Source organism: Stutzerimonas kunmingensis (genome assembly GCF_014764705.1).
Lineage (GTDB): Bacteria > Pseudomonadota > Gammaproteobacteria > Pseudomonadales > Pseudomonadaceae > Stutzerimonas.
The window spans coordinates 41322-58424 of the sequence record NZ_JACXXG010000028.1 but is presented as its reverse complement, the minus strand read 5'-3'; the positions used below and the strand labels follow the sequence as shown (position 1 = coordinate 58424).

19 protein-coding genes are annotated in these 17103 nt (G+C 63.4%); 10 read left to right on the top strand and 9 right to left on the bottom strand.

Going from position 1 to position 17103, the window contains the following annotated elements; translation table 11 throughout:
* On the top strand, positions 1–124 hold a 124-nt coding region (locus IEG05_RS18245), incomplete at its 5' end, for a transposase (protein WP_135960834.1).
* Positions 125–180: 56 nt separating this feature from the next.
* On the opposite strand, the gene groL is transcribed toward IEG05_RS18245, so the two are convergent.
* A complete protein-coding gene (gene groL / locus IEG05_RS18240; protein WP_046621039.1) occupies positions 181–1830 on the bottom strand; it encodes a chaperonin GroEL in 1650 nt (549 codons plus the stop codon).
* A 49-nt stretch (positions 1831–1879) separates the two neighbouring features.
* Positions 1880–2173 (bottom strand): co-chaperone GroES, encoded by a 294-nt coding sequence (locus IEG05_RS18235; RefSeq protein WP_003294630.1) that lies wholly within the window; start codon positions 2171–2173, stop codon positions 1880–1882.
* Between the two features lie 28 nt (positions 2174–2201).
* Between IEG05_RS18235 and IEG05_RS18230 the strand changes: the two genes are divergently transcribed.
* On the top strand, positions 2202–2414 hold the full coding sequence (locus IEG05_RS18230) for a hypothetical protein (protein WP_191122489.1): 213 nt from the start codon (positions 2202–2204) through the stop codon (positions 2412–2414).
* 5 nt (positions 2415–2419) lie between these two features.
* On the opposite strand, the gene IEG05_RS18225 is transcribed toward IEG05_RS18230, so the two are convergent.
* On the bottom strand, positions 2420–2878 hold the full coding sequence (locus IEG05_RS18225) for an FxsA family protein (RefSeq protein WP_014819374.1): 459 nt from the start codon (positions 2876–2878) through the stop codon (positions 2420–2422).
* A 131-nt stretch (positions 2879–3009) separates the two neighbouring features.
* The gene (locus IEG05_RS18220; RefSeq protein ID WP_191122488.1) at positions 3010–3717 is read right to left on the bottom strand and encodes a HugZ family pyridoxamine 5'-phosphate oxidase; all 708 of its coding nucleotides are present in this window, start codon (positions 3715–3717) and stop codon (positions 3010–3012) included.
* 100 nt (positions 3718–3817) lie between these two features.
* Here IEG05_RS18220 and IEG05_RS18215 point away from each other — a divergent pair, with 100 nt between their 5' ends.
* The gene (locus tag IEG05_RS18215) at positions 3818–4576 is read left to right on the top strand and encodes an SDR family oxidoreductase (RefSeq protein ID WP_191122487.1); all 759 of its coding nucleotides are present in this window, start codon (positions 3818–3820) and stop codon (positions 4574–4576) included.
* Between the two features lie 76 nt (positions 4577–4652).
* Here IEG05_RS18215 and IEG05_RS18210 read toward each other — a convergent pair whose 3' ends face one another.
* The gene (locus tag IEG05_RS18210; protein WP_191122486.1) at positions 4653–5657 is read right to left on the bottom strand and encodes a DUF481 domain-containing protein; all 1005 of its coding nucleotides are present in this window, start codon (positions 5655–5657) and stop codon (positions 4653–4655) included.
* 135 nt (positions 5658–5792) lie between these two features.
* On the opposite strand from IEG05_RS18210, the gene IEG05_RS18205 reads away from it, so the two are divergent.
* Both IEG05_RS18205 and IEG05_RS18200 read left to right on the top strand, forming a co-directional pair.
* Entirely contained in the window at positions 5793–6152 is a 360-nt protein-coding gene (locus IEG05_RS18205; protein WP_191122485.1) for an MGMT family protein, read from the top strand.
* A 39-nt stretch (positions 6153–6191) separates the two neighbouring features.
* Positions 6192–7892 (top strand): AmpG family muropeptide MFS transporter, encoded by a 1701-nt coding sequence (locus tag IEG05_RS18200; RefSeq protein ID WP_014819369.1) that lies wholly within the window; start codon positions 6192–6194, stop codon positions 7890–7892.
* A 60-nt stretch (positions 7893–7952) separates the two neighbouring features.
* Here IEG05_RS18200 and IEG05_RS18195 read toward each other — a convergent pair whose 3' ends face one another.
* Positions 7953–8777, bottom strand: coding sequence for a mechanosensitive ion channel family protein (locus tag IEG05_RS18195; protein WP_041013118.1), 825 nt, complete (start codon positions 8775–8777; stop codon positions 7953–7955).
* A gap of 89 nt (positions 8778–8866) precedes the next feature.
* Entirely contained in the window at positions 8867–9346 is a 480-nt protein-coding gene (locus IEG05_RS18190; protein ID WP_125021009.1) for a YajQ family cyclic di-GMP-binding protein, read from the bottom strand.
* Positions 9347–9503: 157 nt separating this feature from the next.
* Between IEG05_RS18190 and IEG05_RS18185 the strand changes: the two genes are divergently transcribed.
* The 5 genes from IEG05_RS18185 to IEG05_RS18165 are packed head-to-tail and all read left to right on the top strand — an operon-like array spanning position 9504 to position 15073.
* Positions 9504–10469, top strand: a complete 966-nt coding sequence (locus tag IEG05_RS18185) for a response regulator (RefSeq protein ID WP_191122484.1) — start codon at positions 9504–9506, stop codon at positions 10467–10469.
* A 2-nt stretch (positions 10470–10471) separates the two neighbouring features.
* Entirely contained in the window at positions 10472–11383 is a 912-nt protein-coding gene (locus IEG05_RS18180; protein WP_191122483.1) for a putative 2-dehydropantoate 2-reductase, read from the top strand.
* A gap of 46 nt (positions 11384–11429) precedes the next feature.
* Positions 11430–13445 (top strand): sensor histidine kinase, encoded by a 2016-nt coding sequence (locus IEG05_RS18175; RefSeq protein ID WP_191122482.1) that lies wholly within the window; start codon positions 11430–11432, stop codon positions 13443–13445.
* A gap of 16 nt (positions 13446–13461) precedes the next feature.
* Positions 13462–14052, top strand: a complete 591-nt coding sequence (locus IEG05_RS18170; RefSeq protein WP_191122481.1) for a cob(I)yrinic acid a,c-diamide adenosyltransferase — start codon at positions 13462–13464, stop codon at positions 14050–14052.
* A complete protein-coding gene (locus tag IEG05_RS18165) occupies positions 14045–15073 on the top strand; it encodes an ion transporter (protein ID WP_191122480.1) in 1029 nt (342 codons plus the stop codon). Before IEG05_RS18170 ends, IEG05_RS18165 begins: the two co-directional genes overlap by 8 nt.
* 63 nt (positions 15074–15136) lie before the next feature.
* Here the strand turns inward: IEG05_RS18165 and IEG05_RS18160 are convergent, their stop codons facing one another.
* Entirely contained in the window at positions 15137–15913 is a 777-nt protein-coding gene (locus tag IEG05_RS18160) for an alpha/beta hydrolase family protein (RefSeq protein ID WP_101274572.1), read from the bottom strand.
* Entirely contained in the window at positions 15900–17027 is a 1128-nt protein-coding gene (locus IEG05_RS18155) for a DUF3182 family protein (RefSeq protein WP_191122490.1), read from the bottom strand. Before IEG05_RS18155 ends, IEG05_RS18160 begins: the two co-directional genes overlap by 14 nt.
* Positions 17028–17103: the final 76 nt, after the last annotated feature.

Sequence of the window (17103 nt, the reverse complement as noted above, 5' to 3'; positions counted from 1 at the left end):
TACCAGCGTCCTTGAGGGCGTCAACAACCGCATCAAGGTGATCAAGCGTATGGCCTATGGTTTTCGGGACTCGGAATACTTTTTCCTGAAAATCAAGGCTGCCTTCCCCGGGAAAGCGCGATGAACCTAAAAAAACCCCGCACGAGGCGGGGTTCTTTTTGTAGCTAAGGGCCGGTCGGCTTACATCATGCCGCCCATGCCACCCATACCGCCCATGCCACCCATGTCCGGCATGCCGCCGGCGGCCTTGTCTTCAGCCACTTCGGCAATCATCGCTTCGGTGGTGATCATCAGGCTGCCGATGGACGCTGCAGCTTGCAGAGCCGAACGGGTCACCTTGGCCGGGTCGAGAATACCCATCTCGATCATGTCGCCGTAGGTGTCGGAAGCGGCGTTGAAGCCGTAGTTGCCTTCGCCCTGCTTGACCTTGTCGACCACTACGCTTGGCTCGCCGCCGGCGTTGGAGACGATCTGGCGCAGCGGCGCTTCGACAGCGCGACGCAGCAGTGCGATACCAACGTTCTGGTCTTCGTTCTCGCCCTTCAGCTCGGAGATGGCCTGCAGAGCGCGCACCAGGGCAACGCCACCGCCAGGAACCACGCCTTCTTCGACGGCAGCACGGGTTGCGTGCAGGGCGTCTTCAACGCGGGCCTTCTTCTCTTTCATCTCGACTTCGGTACCGGCACCGACCTTGATCACGGCAACACCGCCGGCCAGCTTGGCCAGACGCTCTTGCAGCTTCTCTTTGTCGTAGTCGGAGGTGGTGTCTTCGACCTGCTTGCGGATCTGCGCAACGCGGGCTTCGATATCGGCCTGCTGACCAGCACCGTCGATGATGGTGGTGTTTTCCTTGTTCAGCACGACGCGCTTGGCGTTACCCAAGTGCTCCAGGGTAGCGGTTTCCAGGCTCAGGCCGACTTCTTCGGAAATCACGGTACCGCCAGTCAGGATGGCGATGTCCTGCAGCATGGCCTTGCGGCGATCGCCAAAGCCCGGGGCCTTGACTGCAGCAACCTTGACGATGCCGCGCATGTTGTTGACCACCAGAGTCGCCAGGGCTTCGCCTTCGACGTCTTCGGCAACGATCAGCAGCGGGCGACCGGCCTTGGCAACGGCTTCCAGCACCGGCAGCAATTCGCGGATGTTGGAGATCTTCTTGTCGACCAGCAGCAGCAGCGGGCTGTCCAGCTCGGCGACCATGGTGTCCGGCTTGTTGATGAAGTACGGCGACAGGTAGCCGCGATCGAACTGCATGCCTTCGACGACGGACAGCTCGTTCTCCAGACCCGAACCTTCCTCGACGGTGATGACGCCTTCCTTGCCTACGCGCTCCATGGCTTCGGCAATGATGTCACCGATGGAGGAGTCGGAGTTGGCGGAGATGGTGCCGACCTGGGCGATGGCCTTGGAGTCGGTGCACGGCTTGGCCAGGCTCTTCAGCTCGGCGACGATGGCGATGGTGGCCTTGTCGATGCCGCGCTTCAGGTCCATCGGGTTCATGCCGGCAGCGACAGCCTTCAGGCCTTCGTTGACGATGGCCTGCGCCAGAACGGTAGCGGTGGTGGTGCCGTCACCGGCCTCGTCGTTGGCCTTGGAGGCAACGTCCTTGACCAGCTGAGCGCCCATGTTCTCGAAGCGATCCTTCAGCTCGATTTCCTTGGCGACGGAAACGCCGTCCTTGGTGATGGTCGGAGCACCGAAGCTCTTCTCCAGCACCACGTTGCGGCCTTTCGGGCCGAGGGTCGCTTTAACGGCGTCAGCCAGGACGTTTACACCGACCAGCATCTTCTTGCGTGCGGAGTCGCCGAATTTGACTTCTTTAGCAGCCATGTTGATTGATCCTCAATTCGTGAATTATTTACGGAGATTCGCGGGGCGATCAGGCTTCGACGACAGCGAGAATTTCGTTCTCGCTCATCACCAGCAGGTCTTCGCCGTCAACCTTGACGGTGTTGCTACCCGAATAAGGGCCGAACACCACCTTGTCGCCGACCTTCACGGCCAGGGCGCGTACTTCGCCGTTGTCCAGCACGCGGCCGGTACCCACAGCAACGACTTCGCCACGGTTCGGCTTCTCGGCAGCGGAGCCCGGCAGGACGATGCCGCCTGCGGTCTTGGTTTCTTCTTCGCTGCGACGAATCACGACGCGGTCATGCAGAGGACGAAGCTTCATTGTCGATCTCTCCTAGTAGAGTTGTTCCATGCCGATGACCTTCATCGGCGGGTTGGGCAAATCCGGCGGTGCCGGTTGCGGCCCGCAATGCGAGCCGCAGAAGACGGACTGTCGAACACGACAGCGACCTTGCGGTGTCCGCTACATGCGGGCGTTCAAGTGCATTTCAAGGGGCGCAGATGAAATTTTCATGGCCACAAACGAAACCGGCATGCCTGATGGCATGCCGGTTGTCGGCTGAGCAGCTTAGCGGTCGCGGTCATTGCGCTCCCACTCGCCTTCGATCACGTTCGGCCGCTGCGGGTTGGAGCGCGCCTGCAGATCGTCGGCAAAAGCACGCTGGCGACGCACCTGCGCCTCGATCCGCCGATTGATCTGGCGGAACAGGAAGTTGCGTGTCGGTGGGAAAAGCACAACCAGCGCCAGCACATCGCTGATGAAACCGGGCAGGAACAGCAAGCCACCGCCAATGGCCATCATCAGCCCCTGCAGCATCTCGCGCTCGGGCAGTTCACCGCGCGCCAGACGTTCGCGGGCGCGCCAGGCGGTGGCGAAACCCGCCAGGCGCAGCAGCAGAATGCCGGCGATGCCACTGAGCACCAGCAGCAGGATGGTCGCCAGCGCGCCAATGGAGCCGCCGACCTTGATCAGCACATACAGCTCGGCCAGCGGAAACAACAGAAACAGTACAAAGAAGATTCGCATCGATGGTCCTTGACGGAAGATCAGCTTCCAGTCCTCTGTAGATGGCGGCAGGAGGGGTCTAATTCAACCCGGGTGACAATCGGCCTGTAACCGGATTATGCGCGACACGGCTGAAGCGAAACTGAATCCCCTCAACCTCGCGCCATGGCAACCAGCGCCTGGCGCACCGCCATTGGCGTTTCGCATGGCTCCGGAAACGCCAGCCAATGCAGTGCCTGGCCGATACGCAGATGGAAGCCCTCGCTATCGATCCCGACCATTTGCGCTGGCGCGCTCTGCGGCAGCCCCGCCTGTTCGACATAGCGGGCGATGGCAGCGGCGTGGTCATCGTTCATGTGCTCGACCATGCCCTGCTCCACCTCGCCGCTCTCGACCGCGAAGGGATTGGCCAGCGCGACGTGGTCCAGCCAGTGAATGGCGCCGAAGCCGCCGATGTAGCGCCAGCGCACCGGCTCCAGCACCCAGAAATCGAAGTCATGCACACGATGGTAGTCGCGCGACTCGGGAAAGTAGCGGTAGTAGCGCTGTGCCGCCGACTCGATTGCAGCGGGCTCGGCGAGCTGACGGGCTTCGGCAAGCAGCGTGAGTCGACCGGCCGCCTGCACATCCTCGGCGGCGCGTTCGCCGACCAGCAGCGAGCACCGCCCATCGGCCTTCAGATTGCGCGTGTGCTGGGCGATGCGGCTGATCAGGATCAGCGGCCAGCCATTGGCGTTCAGGCAGTAAGGCACTACCGAGCCGAACGGAAAGCCGGGCATGGCCTGGGAATGGGTGGAGAGCACGCCGCGGTATTCCTTGAGCAGGAGTTGTCGGGCATGCTTGCTGGCTTCGGCGCTCACCTGAGGCTCCTCGAGACGGGTCCGGATCGACGGGCGCTCAGCATAACGGTTTCCCCGGCGGGCGTCGTTCCCGCAGCAGAACGACCACATGGAGATAGGCATGCAGCTTCAAGACAAAGTCATCATCGTCACCGGCGGCGGCCAGGGCCTCGGCCGCGCCATGGGCGAGTACCTGGCGAGCAAGGGCGCGCGGCTGGCACTGGTGGACCTGAATCAGGAGCGTCTGGATGAGGCAGTCGCGGCCTGCAAGGCCGCTGGCGGTGACGCCCGCGCCTACCTGTGCAACGTCGCCAATGAAGAGCAGGTCAGCGATATGGTCACGCGCGTGGCCGAAGACTTCGGCGGCCTGCATGGCCTGGTGAACAATGCCGGCATCCTGCGCGACGGCCTGCTGCTCAAGGTCAAGGACGGCGAGATCAGCAAGATGAGCCTGGCGCAGTGGCAGGCGGTGATCGACGTCAACCTCACCGGCGTGTTCCTCTGCACCCGCGAAGTCGCGGCGAAGATGGTCGAATTGAAGAGCGAAGGCGCGATCATCAACATCTCGTCGATCTCCCGCGCCGGCAACATGGGCCAGACCAACTACTCCGCGGCCAAGGCCGGCGTGGCCTCGGCCACCGTGGTCTGGGCCAAGGAGCTGGCGCGCTACGGCATTCGCGTGGCAGGCGTGGCGCCCGGCTTCATCGAGACCGAGATGGTCGCCAGCATGAAGCCCGAAGCCCTGGAGAAAATGACGTCCGGCATTCCGCTCAAGCGCATGGGCAAGCCGGCGGAGATCGCCCACTCGGTGGCGTACATCTTCGAGAACGACTATTACACCGGCCGCATCCTCGAACTGGACGGCGGGCTGCGTCTCTGATCGGGGCGTCAGGGCCAAAGAAGAAAGGCAGCCAGATGGCTGCCTTTCTTATATATGCACACCGGATCGATAAGGCTTACCAGCCCACGCCGAAACCGATGCTGTAGCGGGTCAAGTCGAGATCGTTGTCGGCACCGCTGATGATGTCCTTCTCTGCCTTCATGTTCAGCGAAGCCCAGTCGGTCACCTTGTAACGCAGGCCGACCTCGGCATCGAGCGCGTAATCGGCCACGTTCTCCAGCGGCTTGCCGAGTTCGCCGGTACTGAACAGCTCGAAGGTCTTGCCCACCAGGTAGCGGTTGTAGTCCCACTTCATCACCGCCAGGTAGAAGTTCTCCTTTTCGCCGTCGGCAAACTCGTAGTCGCTACGGTTGATCAGCCCTGCCAGGGAGAAGGCGCCCAGCTCGTTGTCCCAGAACTGGTAACCGGGACCGGTACCGATGGTGCGCTGACGGCGCACGTCCTCGATCTGGTCGCGCTTGTAGCTCAACCGCCCCTGCCAGAACCAGTGCTGATCGAGGAAGCGGTCCAGCGCGTACTCGGCATCCCAGTTGTCGGTGACCGTCACACCGTCACGGTACTCACGGTTGTAGTTACCGGTGCCGTTGTGGCGCCAGAGCCCATGGCGCGCCTTGGTGTCGAAGGAAACGTCGTAGTCATCGGTGTCGGTTTCGGCACGCTTGTAATCCATAGCCACGTCGACATTGCCACTCCAGGTGAAATCCTGGATCAACGGCTTGGGGTGGATGATCTGCGTGATGCTCGCCAAATCCACCGTGCGTGGCGCGGCACCATTGGCGATGACAACCTTGCCCTCGTCGGCTGCCTGCAGCGACTGGGCGACCTCACCGGTCACGTCGTCCTGCTTGATCAGCAGCTTCTGGTCGCTTTCCAGCGTGGCGATCTTGCTCCACTTCAGCGGAATCGAACCGCCATACTCGGTTTCGATGAGCAGCTTGCCGCCGTCGAGCACACTGATCTTGCCGGTCAGGCGATCGCCATTCTTCAGCCATACGGTGTCGGCGAACGATGGCAGAGCCAGAGCGGAGAGGGTCACGCAAAGCAGGGTTCTGGGGAACATACGGGTATTGAAATCAGGTCTGGGTCGGTTGAAAGGCTGGCATTATCCCTATGCGTTTAACTACAGCAAGCAAAGACCGCCGAATGGAGCGCTAGTTCGGCGCGCAGTACGCCTGCCTGCACCGGAGCACCTGTCATGGCCGACCTTCCACCACTGCTGCCACCCGCTGCCGACGCCGATGCACGGCGTGCCGCTGTTTATCTGGTGATGTCGCAGATACCGCCGGGTAAGGTGGTGAGCTACGGCGAACTGGCCGCCATGGCCGGACTCGGTCGCGCGGCCCGCTGGGTTGGCCGGTTGATGTCTCAGCTGCCCGACGGCACCAGCCTGCCCTGGCACCGGGTGATCGCTGCCGGCGGACGGCTCAGCCTGCCGGCCGGTTCCCCTGCCGGGCTCGAGCAGCGCATGCGCCTGCGGGCCGAAGGGCTGACCATCATCAACGACCGGGTGGACATGCGTCGGCACGGCTGGCATTCGACGGAGCACAGCGGTTAGAGTGCGCGCTTCGTCCAAAACTGCACAGATCCTCGATGTATGTCCCGTGAAACCTGGCGCGATGCGCTAGCCGCCTACGCCAGCCCCGCTACGCTGGCCCTGCTGTTGCTGGGTTTCGCTGCGGGTCTTCCCGCCGTTCTGGTGTTCTCCACGCTGTCGGTCTGGCTGCGCGAAGCGGGCGTCTCGCGGGAAACTATCGGCTTTGCCAGCTGGATCAGCCTGGCGTATGCATTCAAATGGGTCTGGTCGCCGATGCTCGACCAGTGGCGACTGCCCTGGATCGGCGCGCTCGGGCGCAGACGCTCCTGGCTGGTGCTGTCGCAGGCGCTGATCGCCATCGGCCTGGTTGGCATGGCCCTGTGCAACCCGCAATACAACCTCACGATGCTCATCGCGCTGGCGGTGGTCGTGGCGTTTTCGTCGGCCACCCAGGACATCGCCATCGATGCGTATCGCCTGGAGATCGCCGAGGACAAGTTGCAGGCGACCCTGGCAGCCAGCTACATGACCGGCTATCGCATCGCCATGCTGCTCGCCAGCGCCGGCGCGCTCTTCCTCGCCGAATGGCTGGGCTCGAGCAGCCTCGACTACAACCAGGCAGCCTGGACCACGACCTATCTGGCCTTCGCCCTATTGATCCTTCCGGGGTTGATCACCAGCCTGGTGATCCGCGAGCCGGACGCCGCTGCGCCGCTGCCCAACGAGCCCTCGCGCTATAGCTTCAATCACCAGCTCGCTGCAGTCGGTCTGCTGCTGGTGCTGCTGATCTCGATACCGGCGATGATCAACGCACTGATCGCCCAGGCCTGGCCGCGAGCGACGCTGTATGCACTATTCATCCTCGGCAGCATTTCGCCGATGGGCCGGGCGCTGTTCGTGCCGGTGCGCCATATCTTCAGCCAAGCCAAGCAACGCCAGCGACCGGCGCGCTTCGACTTCGCCCACCAGGCGGTATCGGTGATCGTGCTGATCATCCTGATGGTATCCACCACCGGCATGTTCCAATCCTACTGGGGAGGTTACTGGCCGCGCGGCACCATGTACCTGCTGATCTGCTGGGGCTGCCTGTCGGCACCTGGGCGCATCCTGATGGGGCCGGTGCTGACGCCGATCACCGACTTCATCCTGCGCTACCGCTGGCAGGCGCTGCTGCTGTTGGGGCTGATCGCCACCTACCGAATGTCGGATACGGTGATGGGCGTGATGGCCAACGTGTTCTACATCGATCAGGGTTTTTCCAAGGACGAGATCGCCAGCGTCAGCAAGCTGTTTGGTCTGGTGATGACGCTGCTCGGCGCGGCCTTCGGCGGCTTGCTTATCGTGCGTTTCAGCATCCTGCCGATCCTGTTCATCGGCGGAGTCGCCTCGGCAGCGACCAACCTGATGTTCATGCTGCTGGTAGAGATGGGCGCGAATCTGAACATGTTGATCGTCACCATCTCCTGCGACAACTTCAGCGGCGGCCTCGCCTCCACCGCCTTCGTCGCCTATCTGTCCAGCCTGACCAACCTGAAGTTCTCGGCCACCCAATACGCCCTGCTGAGTTCGCTCATGCTGTTGCTGCCCCGTCTGCTGGGTGGCTACTCCGGGGTCATGGTGGAACACCTCGGCTACAGCGACTTCTTCCTGGTCACAGCGTTGCTCGGTGTACCGACGCTGATTCTGATCGTCTGGCAGTGGCGCAGAACCCGCCAGCAGCCGGACGACACGCCGCACGAAACAGCCTCCGAACATTCCTGAGGCGACAAGCAGAAACGACGAAGCCGGCAAATGCCGGCTTCGCTTCGTTCAGGCAAGACCTCAGCTCTGAACCAGGTGCACCACGCGCTGCGGAAACGGAATGCCGATCCCCGCCTCGTCGAAACGCTCCTTCACCAGTTCGGTGAAACCGAAGGTCACCGGCCAGAAATCACCGGTCGCGACCCAGACCCGCAACGACAGATTGACCGAGCTGTCCCCCAGTCCAGTGACGAATACCACCGGCTCGGGATCGCGCAACACGCGCTCGTCCTGCGCGATTTCCAGCAGTATCTGCCGCGCCAGCTTGATGTCCGCGCCGTAATCGATCCCGACGTTGATATCGGCACGACGCCGCGGTTCGCGGGAGTAGTTGGTGATATGACCGTTGGACAGACTGCCGTTGGGCACCACGATGGTCTTGTTGTCGGCAGACTTGAGCACCGTATGGAAGATCTGGATGGAATGCACGGTGCCAGCTACGCCCTGGGCTTCGATCCACTCGCCGACCCGAATCGGACGGAACAGCAGAATCAGCACGCCGCCAGCGAAGTTCGCCAGGCTGCCCTGCAACGCCAGACCGATGGCCAGGCCGGCGGCACCGATCACGGCGATGAACGAGGTGGTCTCCACGCCGATCATCGAGGCCACGCTGACCAGTAGCAGCACCTTGAGCACGATGCTGGCGAGGCTGCCGATGAAACCGTGCAGGGTCGGATCCACATGACGACGCTGCAGCAGGCTGGCGACCTTGCCGGTCAGGGTGTTGATCAACCACCAGCCGAACAGCAGGGTCAATATCGCCAGGGTCACCTGGGCACCGTATTGCAGCACCACAGGCAGCCAGGATTCGGAAAGATCGACCAGGTAGTCGACGCTCAGGTCCATGGATTACTCCTTGTGAAAATCGGTGCCCGCAGCGCGAGCACCGACGAAAAGCGGGGGATGAATGCACGCGCCGAGACGCGGAGGGAGAATCAGTCGCGGAAGTTGTTGAACTGCAGCGGCATGCCGAATTCGTGGCCACGCAGCAGGGCGATGGCCTCCTGCAGGTCGTCGCGCTTCTTGCCGGTGACGCGTACCTGCTCACCCTGGATGGCGGCCTGCACCTTGAGCTTGGCATCCTTGATGTAGGCGACGATCTTCTTCGCCAGCTCCTTGTCGATGCCCTCGCGCAGCACCACTTCCTGCTTGGTGCTCTTGCCGGAAGCGTAGGCGTCCTTGATCTCCAGGCACTGGATATCGATCTTGCGTTTGACCAGGCTCAACTTGAGGATCTCGAGCATCTGCTCCAATTGGAACTCGGCGTCCGCCGTCAGCTGCACGGTCAGATCCTTTTGCTCGAAGCTGCCTTTGCCGCGCAGATCATAACGACGATCCAGTTCCTTGATCGCGTTATCGACCGCGTTGGTGACTTCGTGCTTGTCCAGTTCGGACACCACGTCGAACGAGGGCATGGGGATTCCTCCACTGTATAGCGCGACTGGCCGCATGAGCCGAGCGCGTATGTCTTGACGGTTAAGAAAGCGCGGTCATTATAACGATTCGACGTGTCAGCGCCCGCCCTACGGCAAGGAGTGACAGGACGTCCCCATTCAATTGATTGAGCTTGCCATGCCCAACCCTCTCCTGAGCATTCTCGTCGTCGATGACGCCAAATTCTCCAGCGTCATGATCGGTCGCGCACTGAGCAAGGCCGGCTACCAGGATATCCGCTTTGCCAGCAGCGCCGCCGACGCACTGGTGCAGCATTCGCAACGCCCCGCGCATGTCCTGCTGGCGGACTGGCTGATGCCGGAAATGGACGGGCTCGAGCTGACCGGCCAGATTCGCCAGCGCGACGCCCAGAGCGGGCACTACAGCTACATCATCCTGCTCACCGGCCGTGACAGCGAGAACGCCCTGGGGCAGGCGTTCGACCACGGCGTTGACGACTTCATCAGCAAGTCGGCGATGAACGAGCAGCTGTTGCCGCGCATCTTTGCCGCCGACCGTCTCTGCGGCTCGCTGCAACGGCTCAAGCAGGAGAATCACCAGCTCGCAGAGAATGTCGCGAGCCTCGAAGGACAGAGCCTGCAGGACCCGCAGACCCATCTCGGCAACGCCCGCTACATGCACCAGCGCCTGGCGGCCAGCTTGCGCCAGATGGAGAACCGCGGCACAGCGCTGTACTACCTGCAGATCGGCCTGCCCGACGCCGATGCGCTGCGCGAGCGCCATGGCGATGCGGTCTACGCGGAGATACTCAGCGCCATCGGCACACGCCTGCAGCAGCTCGTCCGCCCACTGGATGTGGTGTGCCGAATCAATGAAAGCCAGTTCGGCCTGCTGGCCCTGGTCAACGATCTCAAGGGTTGTTCGCCGAGCAGTTTCAAGCGCCTGCATGAAGGCCTGAATCTCAGGGCGCTGAAGACCAGCGAGGGTTTCGTATCCATCAAGGCGGGCATCAGTCTGATCAGCCTCGACACTGATGCGCTGCCGATCGCGCCTGAAACCATCATCGAGCGCGCGGCCGCCCTGCTGCCGAGCGCCTACAGCACCGGCCGCATCGTGCCGTTGCGCCTGAAGCAGTCGGCCTGAGGGTGAGCTGGCACGTCCTCGGCGCAGGCGCACTCGGCAGCCTCTGGGCGGCCCGCCTGGCTGGAGCGGGCGCAACAGTACGGATAATCCTGCGCTCTGCCCAGCGCCTCGCCGATTACCAGCGCGCCGGCGGGCTCACGCTGACTGCCGACGATCTATCTCGGCTCTACGCTATCCCGGCAGAACTGCCCGATGCGAGCGAACCAATCCAGCGCCTGCTGGTTGCATGCAAGGCCTACGACGCCGAAGGCGCAATCGCTCAGGTGGCGTCGCGCCTCTCCTCTGGCTGCGAAATACTCCTGTTGCAGAACGGCCTCGGCAGCCAGCAGGCGATCGCCGAACGCTGGCCGCAGGCACGTTGCATCTTCGTGTCGAGTACCGAAGGAGCCTATCGAGAAGACGATTTCCATGTGGTGTTCGCCGGCCGCGGGCAGAACTGGCTGGGCGATCCGAACGGCGGCAGCGCGCCGGTCTGGCTGGACGAACTGAACCGAGCGGGCATCCCGCAAACCTGGTCCAGCGACATCTTGGCGCGGCTCTGGCGCAAGCTGGCGCTGAACTGCGCGATCAATCCGCTGACGGTGCTCCACGATTGCCGTAATGGCGAGCTGCTGCAGCATCGCGAGCAGCTCTCCGGGCTTTGCGAAGAACTCGTCGAACTGCTCGAAGCCGGCGGTCAGCCAGCCGCGGCCAGCGATCTGCAAGGCGAGGTGCTGCGGGTGATCGAGGCCACCGCGGCCAACTATTCATCGATGTATCAGGACGTTCGACTCGGCCGGCGCACCGAGATCGCCTACCTGCTCGGCCATGCCTGCCGCAGCGCCGACTCGCTGGGGCTCGCGCTACCCCGGCTGCACGAGCTGCACCGCCACCTGCGTGAACACCTGAGCCAGCGCGGATTGCCCACGGACTGAGCCGCGGCTACCCTGCAGAAACTCTCTGCTATGCCGTGTCCCGCCAATGATCCTGCGTCAGCGCCTCGAAAACCTTCCGGTCGGCCGCAAACTGCTGCTGGCCCTGCTCGTCCTGCTTGCCGCCGTTCTGCTGGTTTCCAACCTGACGTTCATCAGCGCGGCCTACTGGATTTCACGGCAGAGCGTTGCGCCGCAGGCCATGCACACCCTCGGCGAGCTGTTCGCTACCGAAGAACTGAGCGCGCGGGCGCTGTCTTCGCCGGAAGCCGCCAGCAAGCTGCTCAAACGCCTGGACGGCTATGCGCCGCTGCGAGCCGCGATGATCTACGACCGCGACGGCAACAGCCTCGCGCAACTCCAGCAAGGCGACCGATTGCGTCTGCCCGAACAGCTCAGCGATGTCGAGCATTGGCGTGCCAGCGAGATTCGCGCCAACCTGCTGGTCAGGCTGCCGCAAGCCGATGGCAGTGCCGGGCATCTGCTGATGGTCGCCAGCAGCGAGCTGCCCGGCGCCTTCTACACCGGTACGCTGACCGCCAGCCTGGCCATTCTCGTCGCCAGCCTGCTGCTCTGGGTGTTGGTCGCCCGGCAGATACGTCAACTCATCACCCGCCCGATTCGCGAACTCGAAGCATTGTCACGCCAGGTCACCCGCGAGGAGGACTATTCCCTGCGCGCCAAGCCCGGCAACCAGGACGAGATCGGCCGGTTGGCCGATGCCTTCAACACCATGCTGTCGCGCATGGAGGCTCGTGAGCAGCAGCTCAAGCGTGCCCGTGACGATGCCCAGGAGGCATTCGATCATGCCCAGGGCCTGGCCGAGGAAACCCGCCACTCCAACCGCAAGCTGGAGCTGGAAGTGCAGGTGCGCAGCAAGATCGAGCAGAAGCTGACCGGCTTTCAGAAGTACCTCAACAGCATCATCGATTCGATGCCCTCGGCGCTAATCGCACTCGACGAACAGCTCTACGTCACCCAATGGAACCAGGAAGCCAGTGCGCTCTCCGGAACGCCGCTGGATGACGCGCTCAACCAGCCGGTATTCGTCGCCTTCGAGCCGCTCAAGCCGTTTCTCGCGCAGATCCGCCGTACTTCGGAACAGCACGTGGTGGCGAAGATCGAGCGGGTGACCTGGATGCGCAACGACGAGCCGCACCACTATGCGCTGACCTGCTACCCACTGACCGGCGCTGGCGGCCGTGGCGTGGTGATCCGCATCGACGACATCACCCAGCGCATCAACATGGAAGAAATGATGGTGCAGTCGGAGAAGATGCTCTCGGTGGGCAGCCTGGCGGCCGGCATGGCCCACGAGATCAACAATCCTCTCGGCGCCATCCTGCACAACGCGCAGAACATCCGCCGCCGGCTCTCGCCCGAGCTCGAGCGCAATCGCGAGGCCGCAGAGGAAACCGGCGTGCGCCTGGAAGCGGTCAACCAGTACCTGCAGCGCCGCGAAGTGCCGCAGCTGCTCGATGGTATCCAGCAGGCCGGCTCGCGAGCGGCGAAGATCGTCAGCCACATGCTCAGCTTCAGCCGCATGAGCAACCGTCAGCTGGCGGACTGCCAGTTGCCCGTTCTGATCGATCAGGCACTGGAGATCGCCGGCAACGACTTCGCACTGATCGACGGTTTCGACTTCAAGGCCATCGATATTGTCCGTGACTTCGACCCGCGGATAGACCGCGTACCGTGCATCGGCAACGAGCTGGAGCAGGTCTTGCTCAACCTGCTGAAGAACGCCGCTCAGGCCATTCATACCCATCAGAGCGACGAGCCGGGACAGATCATCCTGCGCACGCGCCTGAATCCGCCGTGGGCGGAAATCCACGTCGAGGACAACGGTGGTGGCATCCCGGAGAATGTGCGCAAGCGCATCTTCGAGCCATTCTTCACCACCAAGGAAGTCGGCCAGGGAACCGGGCTGGGTCTTTCCGTCTCGTATTTCATCATCACCAACAACCATCAGGGGCAGATGGAGGTGCAGTGCCACACAGGCCACGGCACCACATTCACCCTGCGGTTGCCACTGAACTCGCCCGGCGAGCAGATGGCGACCTGAACCAAGGAACCGATACATGGGCAATCGACTGTCGAAAATCTACACCCGCACCGGCGATAGCGGCGAAACCGGCCTCGGCGACGGCCGTCGGGTTACCAAGGACCATCCTCGCGTGGAGGCCATGGGCGAGGTCGACACCCTTAACAGCCAGCTCGGCCTGCTGCTCGCCGAACTGGCCGATGCGCAGGTGCAGTGGCCAGCGCTCGACGAGCTGATCAGCGTTTTCGCACCTTGCCAGCATCGCTTGTTCGACCTCGGCGGCGAGCTGGCGATGCCCGACTATCAGGCGCTGCAGGACAACGAAATCGAGCGACTGGAACAGGCCATCGATCGCTGGAACCAGGAGCTTGGGCCGCTGAAGGAATTCATCCTGCCAGGCGGTTCCCGGCTGATCGCCCTCGCCCACCTGTGCCGCAGCATGACGCGCACTGCCGAGCGTCGTTGTCAGCAGCTCAATGCCAGCGAAACGGTACGCCCGGTGCTGCTGGCCTATCTGAACCGGCTCTCCGATGCGCTGTTCGTCGCCGCCCGCCTGATCGCTCGGCGCCAGGGTTGCGGTGAAATACTCTGGCAGCCAGCCGCTGCTTCACCTGCCGCGGATGACTGAGCCGGTCGTGGCGCGACAGGCCCGCCGTCGCGACCAGCTGCACGCCGCCTGGGAAGCCTTCATCGTTCTGTTGGTGTGCATCAACCTGTCGCTGATTCTGTTCGACAGCCTGTTCGCCCTGCAGCCTGTCAGCGCAGTGCTGGCGGACCTCGCGCCAGAGCTGCACGCGCGTTACCAGCAGAGTGTCCACGCCAACTTCCAGTACATCGACCTGGGCTTCGTCGCGATCTTCGTCCTCGACGTGCTGCTCGGCTGGACCGTGGCACTGTTCGAGCGCCGCTATGCACGCTGGTACTACTACCCGTTCGCGCACTGGTATGACGTGCTCGGCTGCATTCCCCTGGCCGGGCTGCGCTGGTTGCGCGTACTGCGTGTCGGCGCGCTGCTGATCCGCCTGCAGCGCCTGGGGCTGATCGACATGCGCGGCTGGGCCATCTACGGCCTTTTCAGCCGTTATTACTACCTGCTGATCGAGGAACTTTCCGACCGGGTGATGGTGCGCCTGTTCGGCCGCCTGCAGCAGGAGATCGGCGCCAGCGACGACCTTTCGCGCCGGCTGCTGCAGGAAGTGGTGCGGCCGCGCAAACAGCGCTTGCTCAACGACATCTCGCGGCGCCTGCAGGACATGCTGGAGACCGGCTACCGCGACAATCGCGGCGCCATCGAAGGTTATGTCAGCCAACTGATTCACCAGGCGCTGCAGAACAATCCCGAGATGCACAATCTGCGGCGCCTGCCGCTGGGCAACCGCCTGGCCAGCACGCTCGACGATGCACTCAGCGACATCGCCGCGCGGCTGCTGCAGGGCGCCGTGGAAGGCATGCGTGGCCCGCAGTTCCAGGCACTGGCCAGCAATCTCGCCGACGAGTTCTTCGATGCCTGGGTCTACCAGGACGAAAATACCGACCTGGCGCTGGAAGAACTGCTGGTCGACGTCATCGAAGTGCTCAAGCAGCAGGTGCTCGACCGCCGCTGGAGTCGTTTCGTCGGCCCCACGCCCCCACCGACACATCCCGAGTGAGCGGACTGACGCATTGCTCCCCGCTGCGCGCCCCAAGGGCCGTCGGAGGCGAGTGCTGACCTGCTACTCGTCGACCGCCTTGAAGCCCTCAGGGGATTTTTCGTCGAGACGCGCGCCGATGATCATCTCGGTCGCCCAGTTCACCAGAATCGAGGTGTAGGCCTCCTGGCAGCGCTCGTTGCTCAGCGCATGGTCGGCACCGTCGATGATGCGATGGGTGAGAGAGTGGGTGCCGTGGAAGGCGGCACGATAGCTCATGATGGTTTCGTGCGGGACGAAGGTATCGTGCTCGGATTCGACGATCAGCACGTCGCCGCGAAACGCCGCGCAGGCGGCCAACGCGCGGTTCTCGTCCGGTAGCACGCGCCGGCTGCGCAGCTGGTTGAGGATGTCGCGATCGAGCTGCCGCTTGGGCACCTGCCACTCCTCGTCGCGGTACAGCGCCGGCACGCGCAGGGCCAGCCACTTCACCGGACGCAGCGCAGTGAGAATCGCCGCGAGGTAGCCGCCATAGCTGGTGCCGACCACTGCAATCGCGGAGGGGTCGATGTGCGGGTGCTGGGCCAGCAGATCGTAAGCGGCGAGCAGATCATTGAGGTTCTGCTCCCGCGTCACGCTTTCCTGTTGCGCGCGGGTCTGCGCATGGCCGCGCAGATCGAACGACAGGCAGACGCAACCAAGCCCGGCGATACCGCGCGCGCGGTTCAGGTCGCGCTGCTGGCTACCGCCCCAACCGTGCACGAACAGCACGCCTGGCATCTTCTCCGGCGGTGAGAGGAAGGTCCCGGCGATATGCTCATCACCTACCAGGATGTTCACCATCTCGCTATGCGTCGCCATAATCCTCCACCGTTACACACTTGGTGATGAAACCCACATCGGCGTCCTCGTCCCGATACAGAACTTGCGCACCGGCCGGCACGCCCTGCTCGCGCCCATAGAACTCCAGCGAAGACGCCTTCACCGCGCGCGCCGAAGTGCCTTGCCTGAAGACTTCCAGGGCAGCCACTTCAGCGCTGCTGGCACCGCCGATACGCCAGGATTGCTCGAGCACGCCGGAACGTGACCGGCCCCGGCCATCGACGCCTTGAGCGATGTCGTAGTTGCGTCGCGAGGCGAAGAAATGCCGATAACAGGCCGAGGCTGCCTCGTCGTAGACCTGCGCCTGGCGCACGGCCAGACGTGTCGTCTCCGGCAGATCAAGGGCCATCAGCGCCTCGAAGTCGCCATCAACGACCACCAGATCCGAGCCGCCATACACCTCGTTGCCAGCGTTGTCCCGAGTCAGGCGCTGCGTACCGTAGTAACTGGCCAGACGGCCCCCGACACGTACCTGGCCGACACTGAAGGTGATGACGCGATCCAGATGCGCCTCCAGGACCAGGCCGTACTGGGCCAGCTCCTTTTCATCGAGCGCAAACAGCGCCTTATCGAGGGTATCGGCATCATCGACGCGCTGCTGCCCGCGGCCACCCGTGGCGCGTACCGGCTTGATCCGCACCGGCCCTTCGTGCAAAAGGCGCCGCCCGGCGTCACGCGCATCCTCGATGCTGAAGGCGCTGTAGCCGGCCAGCACGCTGCCCTTGACCTGGGTACTGAAGTCCCGCGACCAGCCGACCGGCGCCACGGCGTCCGGACGCACCAGCGGGTGGGTGATCGCTTTGGTTTCGACAAAGGCCTGCGGCACGACACCGCCAAACAGGTCACCCTCCTCGTTCAGCCCCAGCTCCTGGGCTTCGCGGAGGCCGACGACGGTGCCCGACGGTATCAGGTAGGGATGGGCGTCATAGCGACGCGTTGGATCGTACTCACCGCCGTAACTCGTCCCCAGCAAGGTCGCCAGGCGTTCGGCCAAGGCCGCGTGGACGACCTTCTCGTGCTGCGGCTCGCGTGGTCGGTTGGCATAGGTCAGCACGACCCGGCGTGAGCTCTGCAGCGTTTGCGCATTCATCATCGTTGTGGACAGCTCCATGGACTGCTCGGCATGTACGTCCTGAGACCCGGCGCGCCGGCAGGCGTTCGCTTCTGCC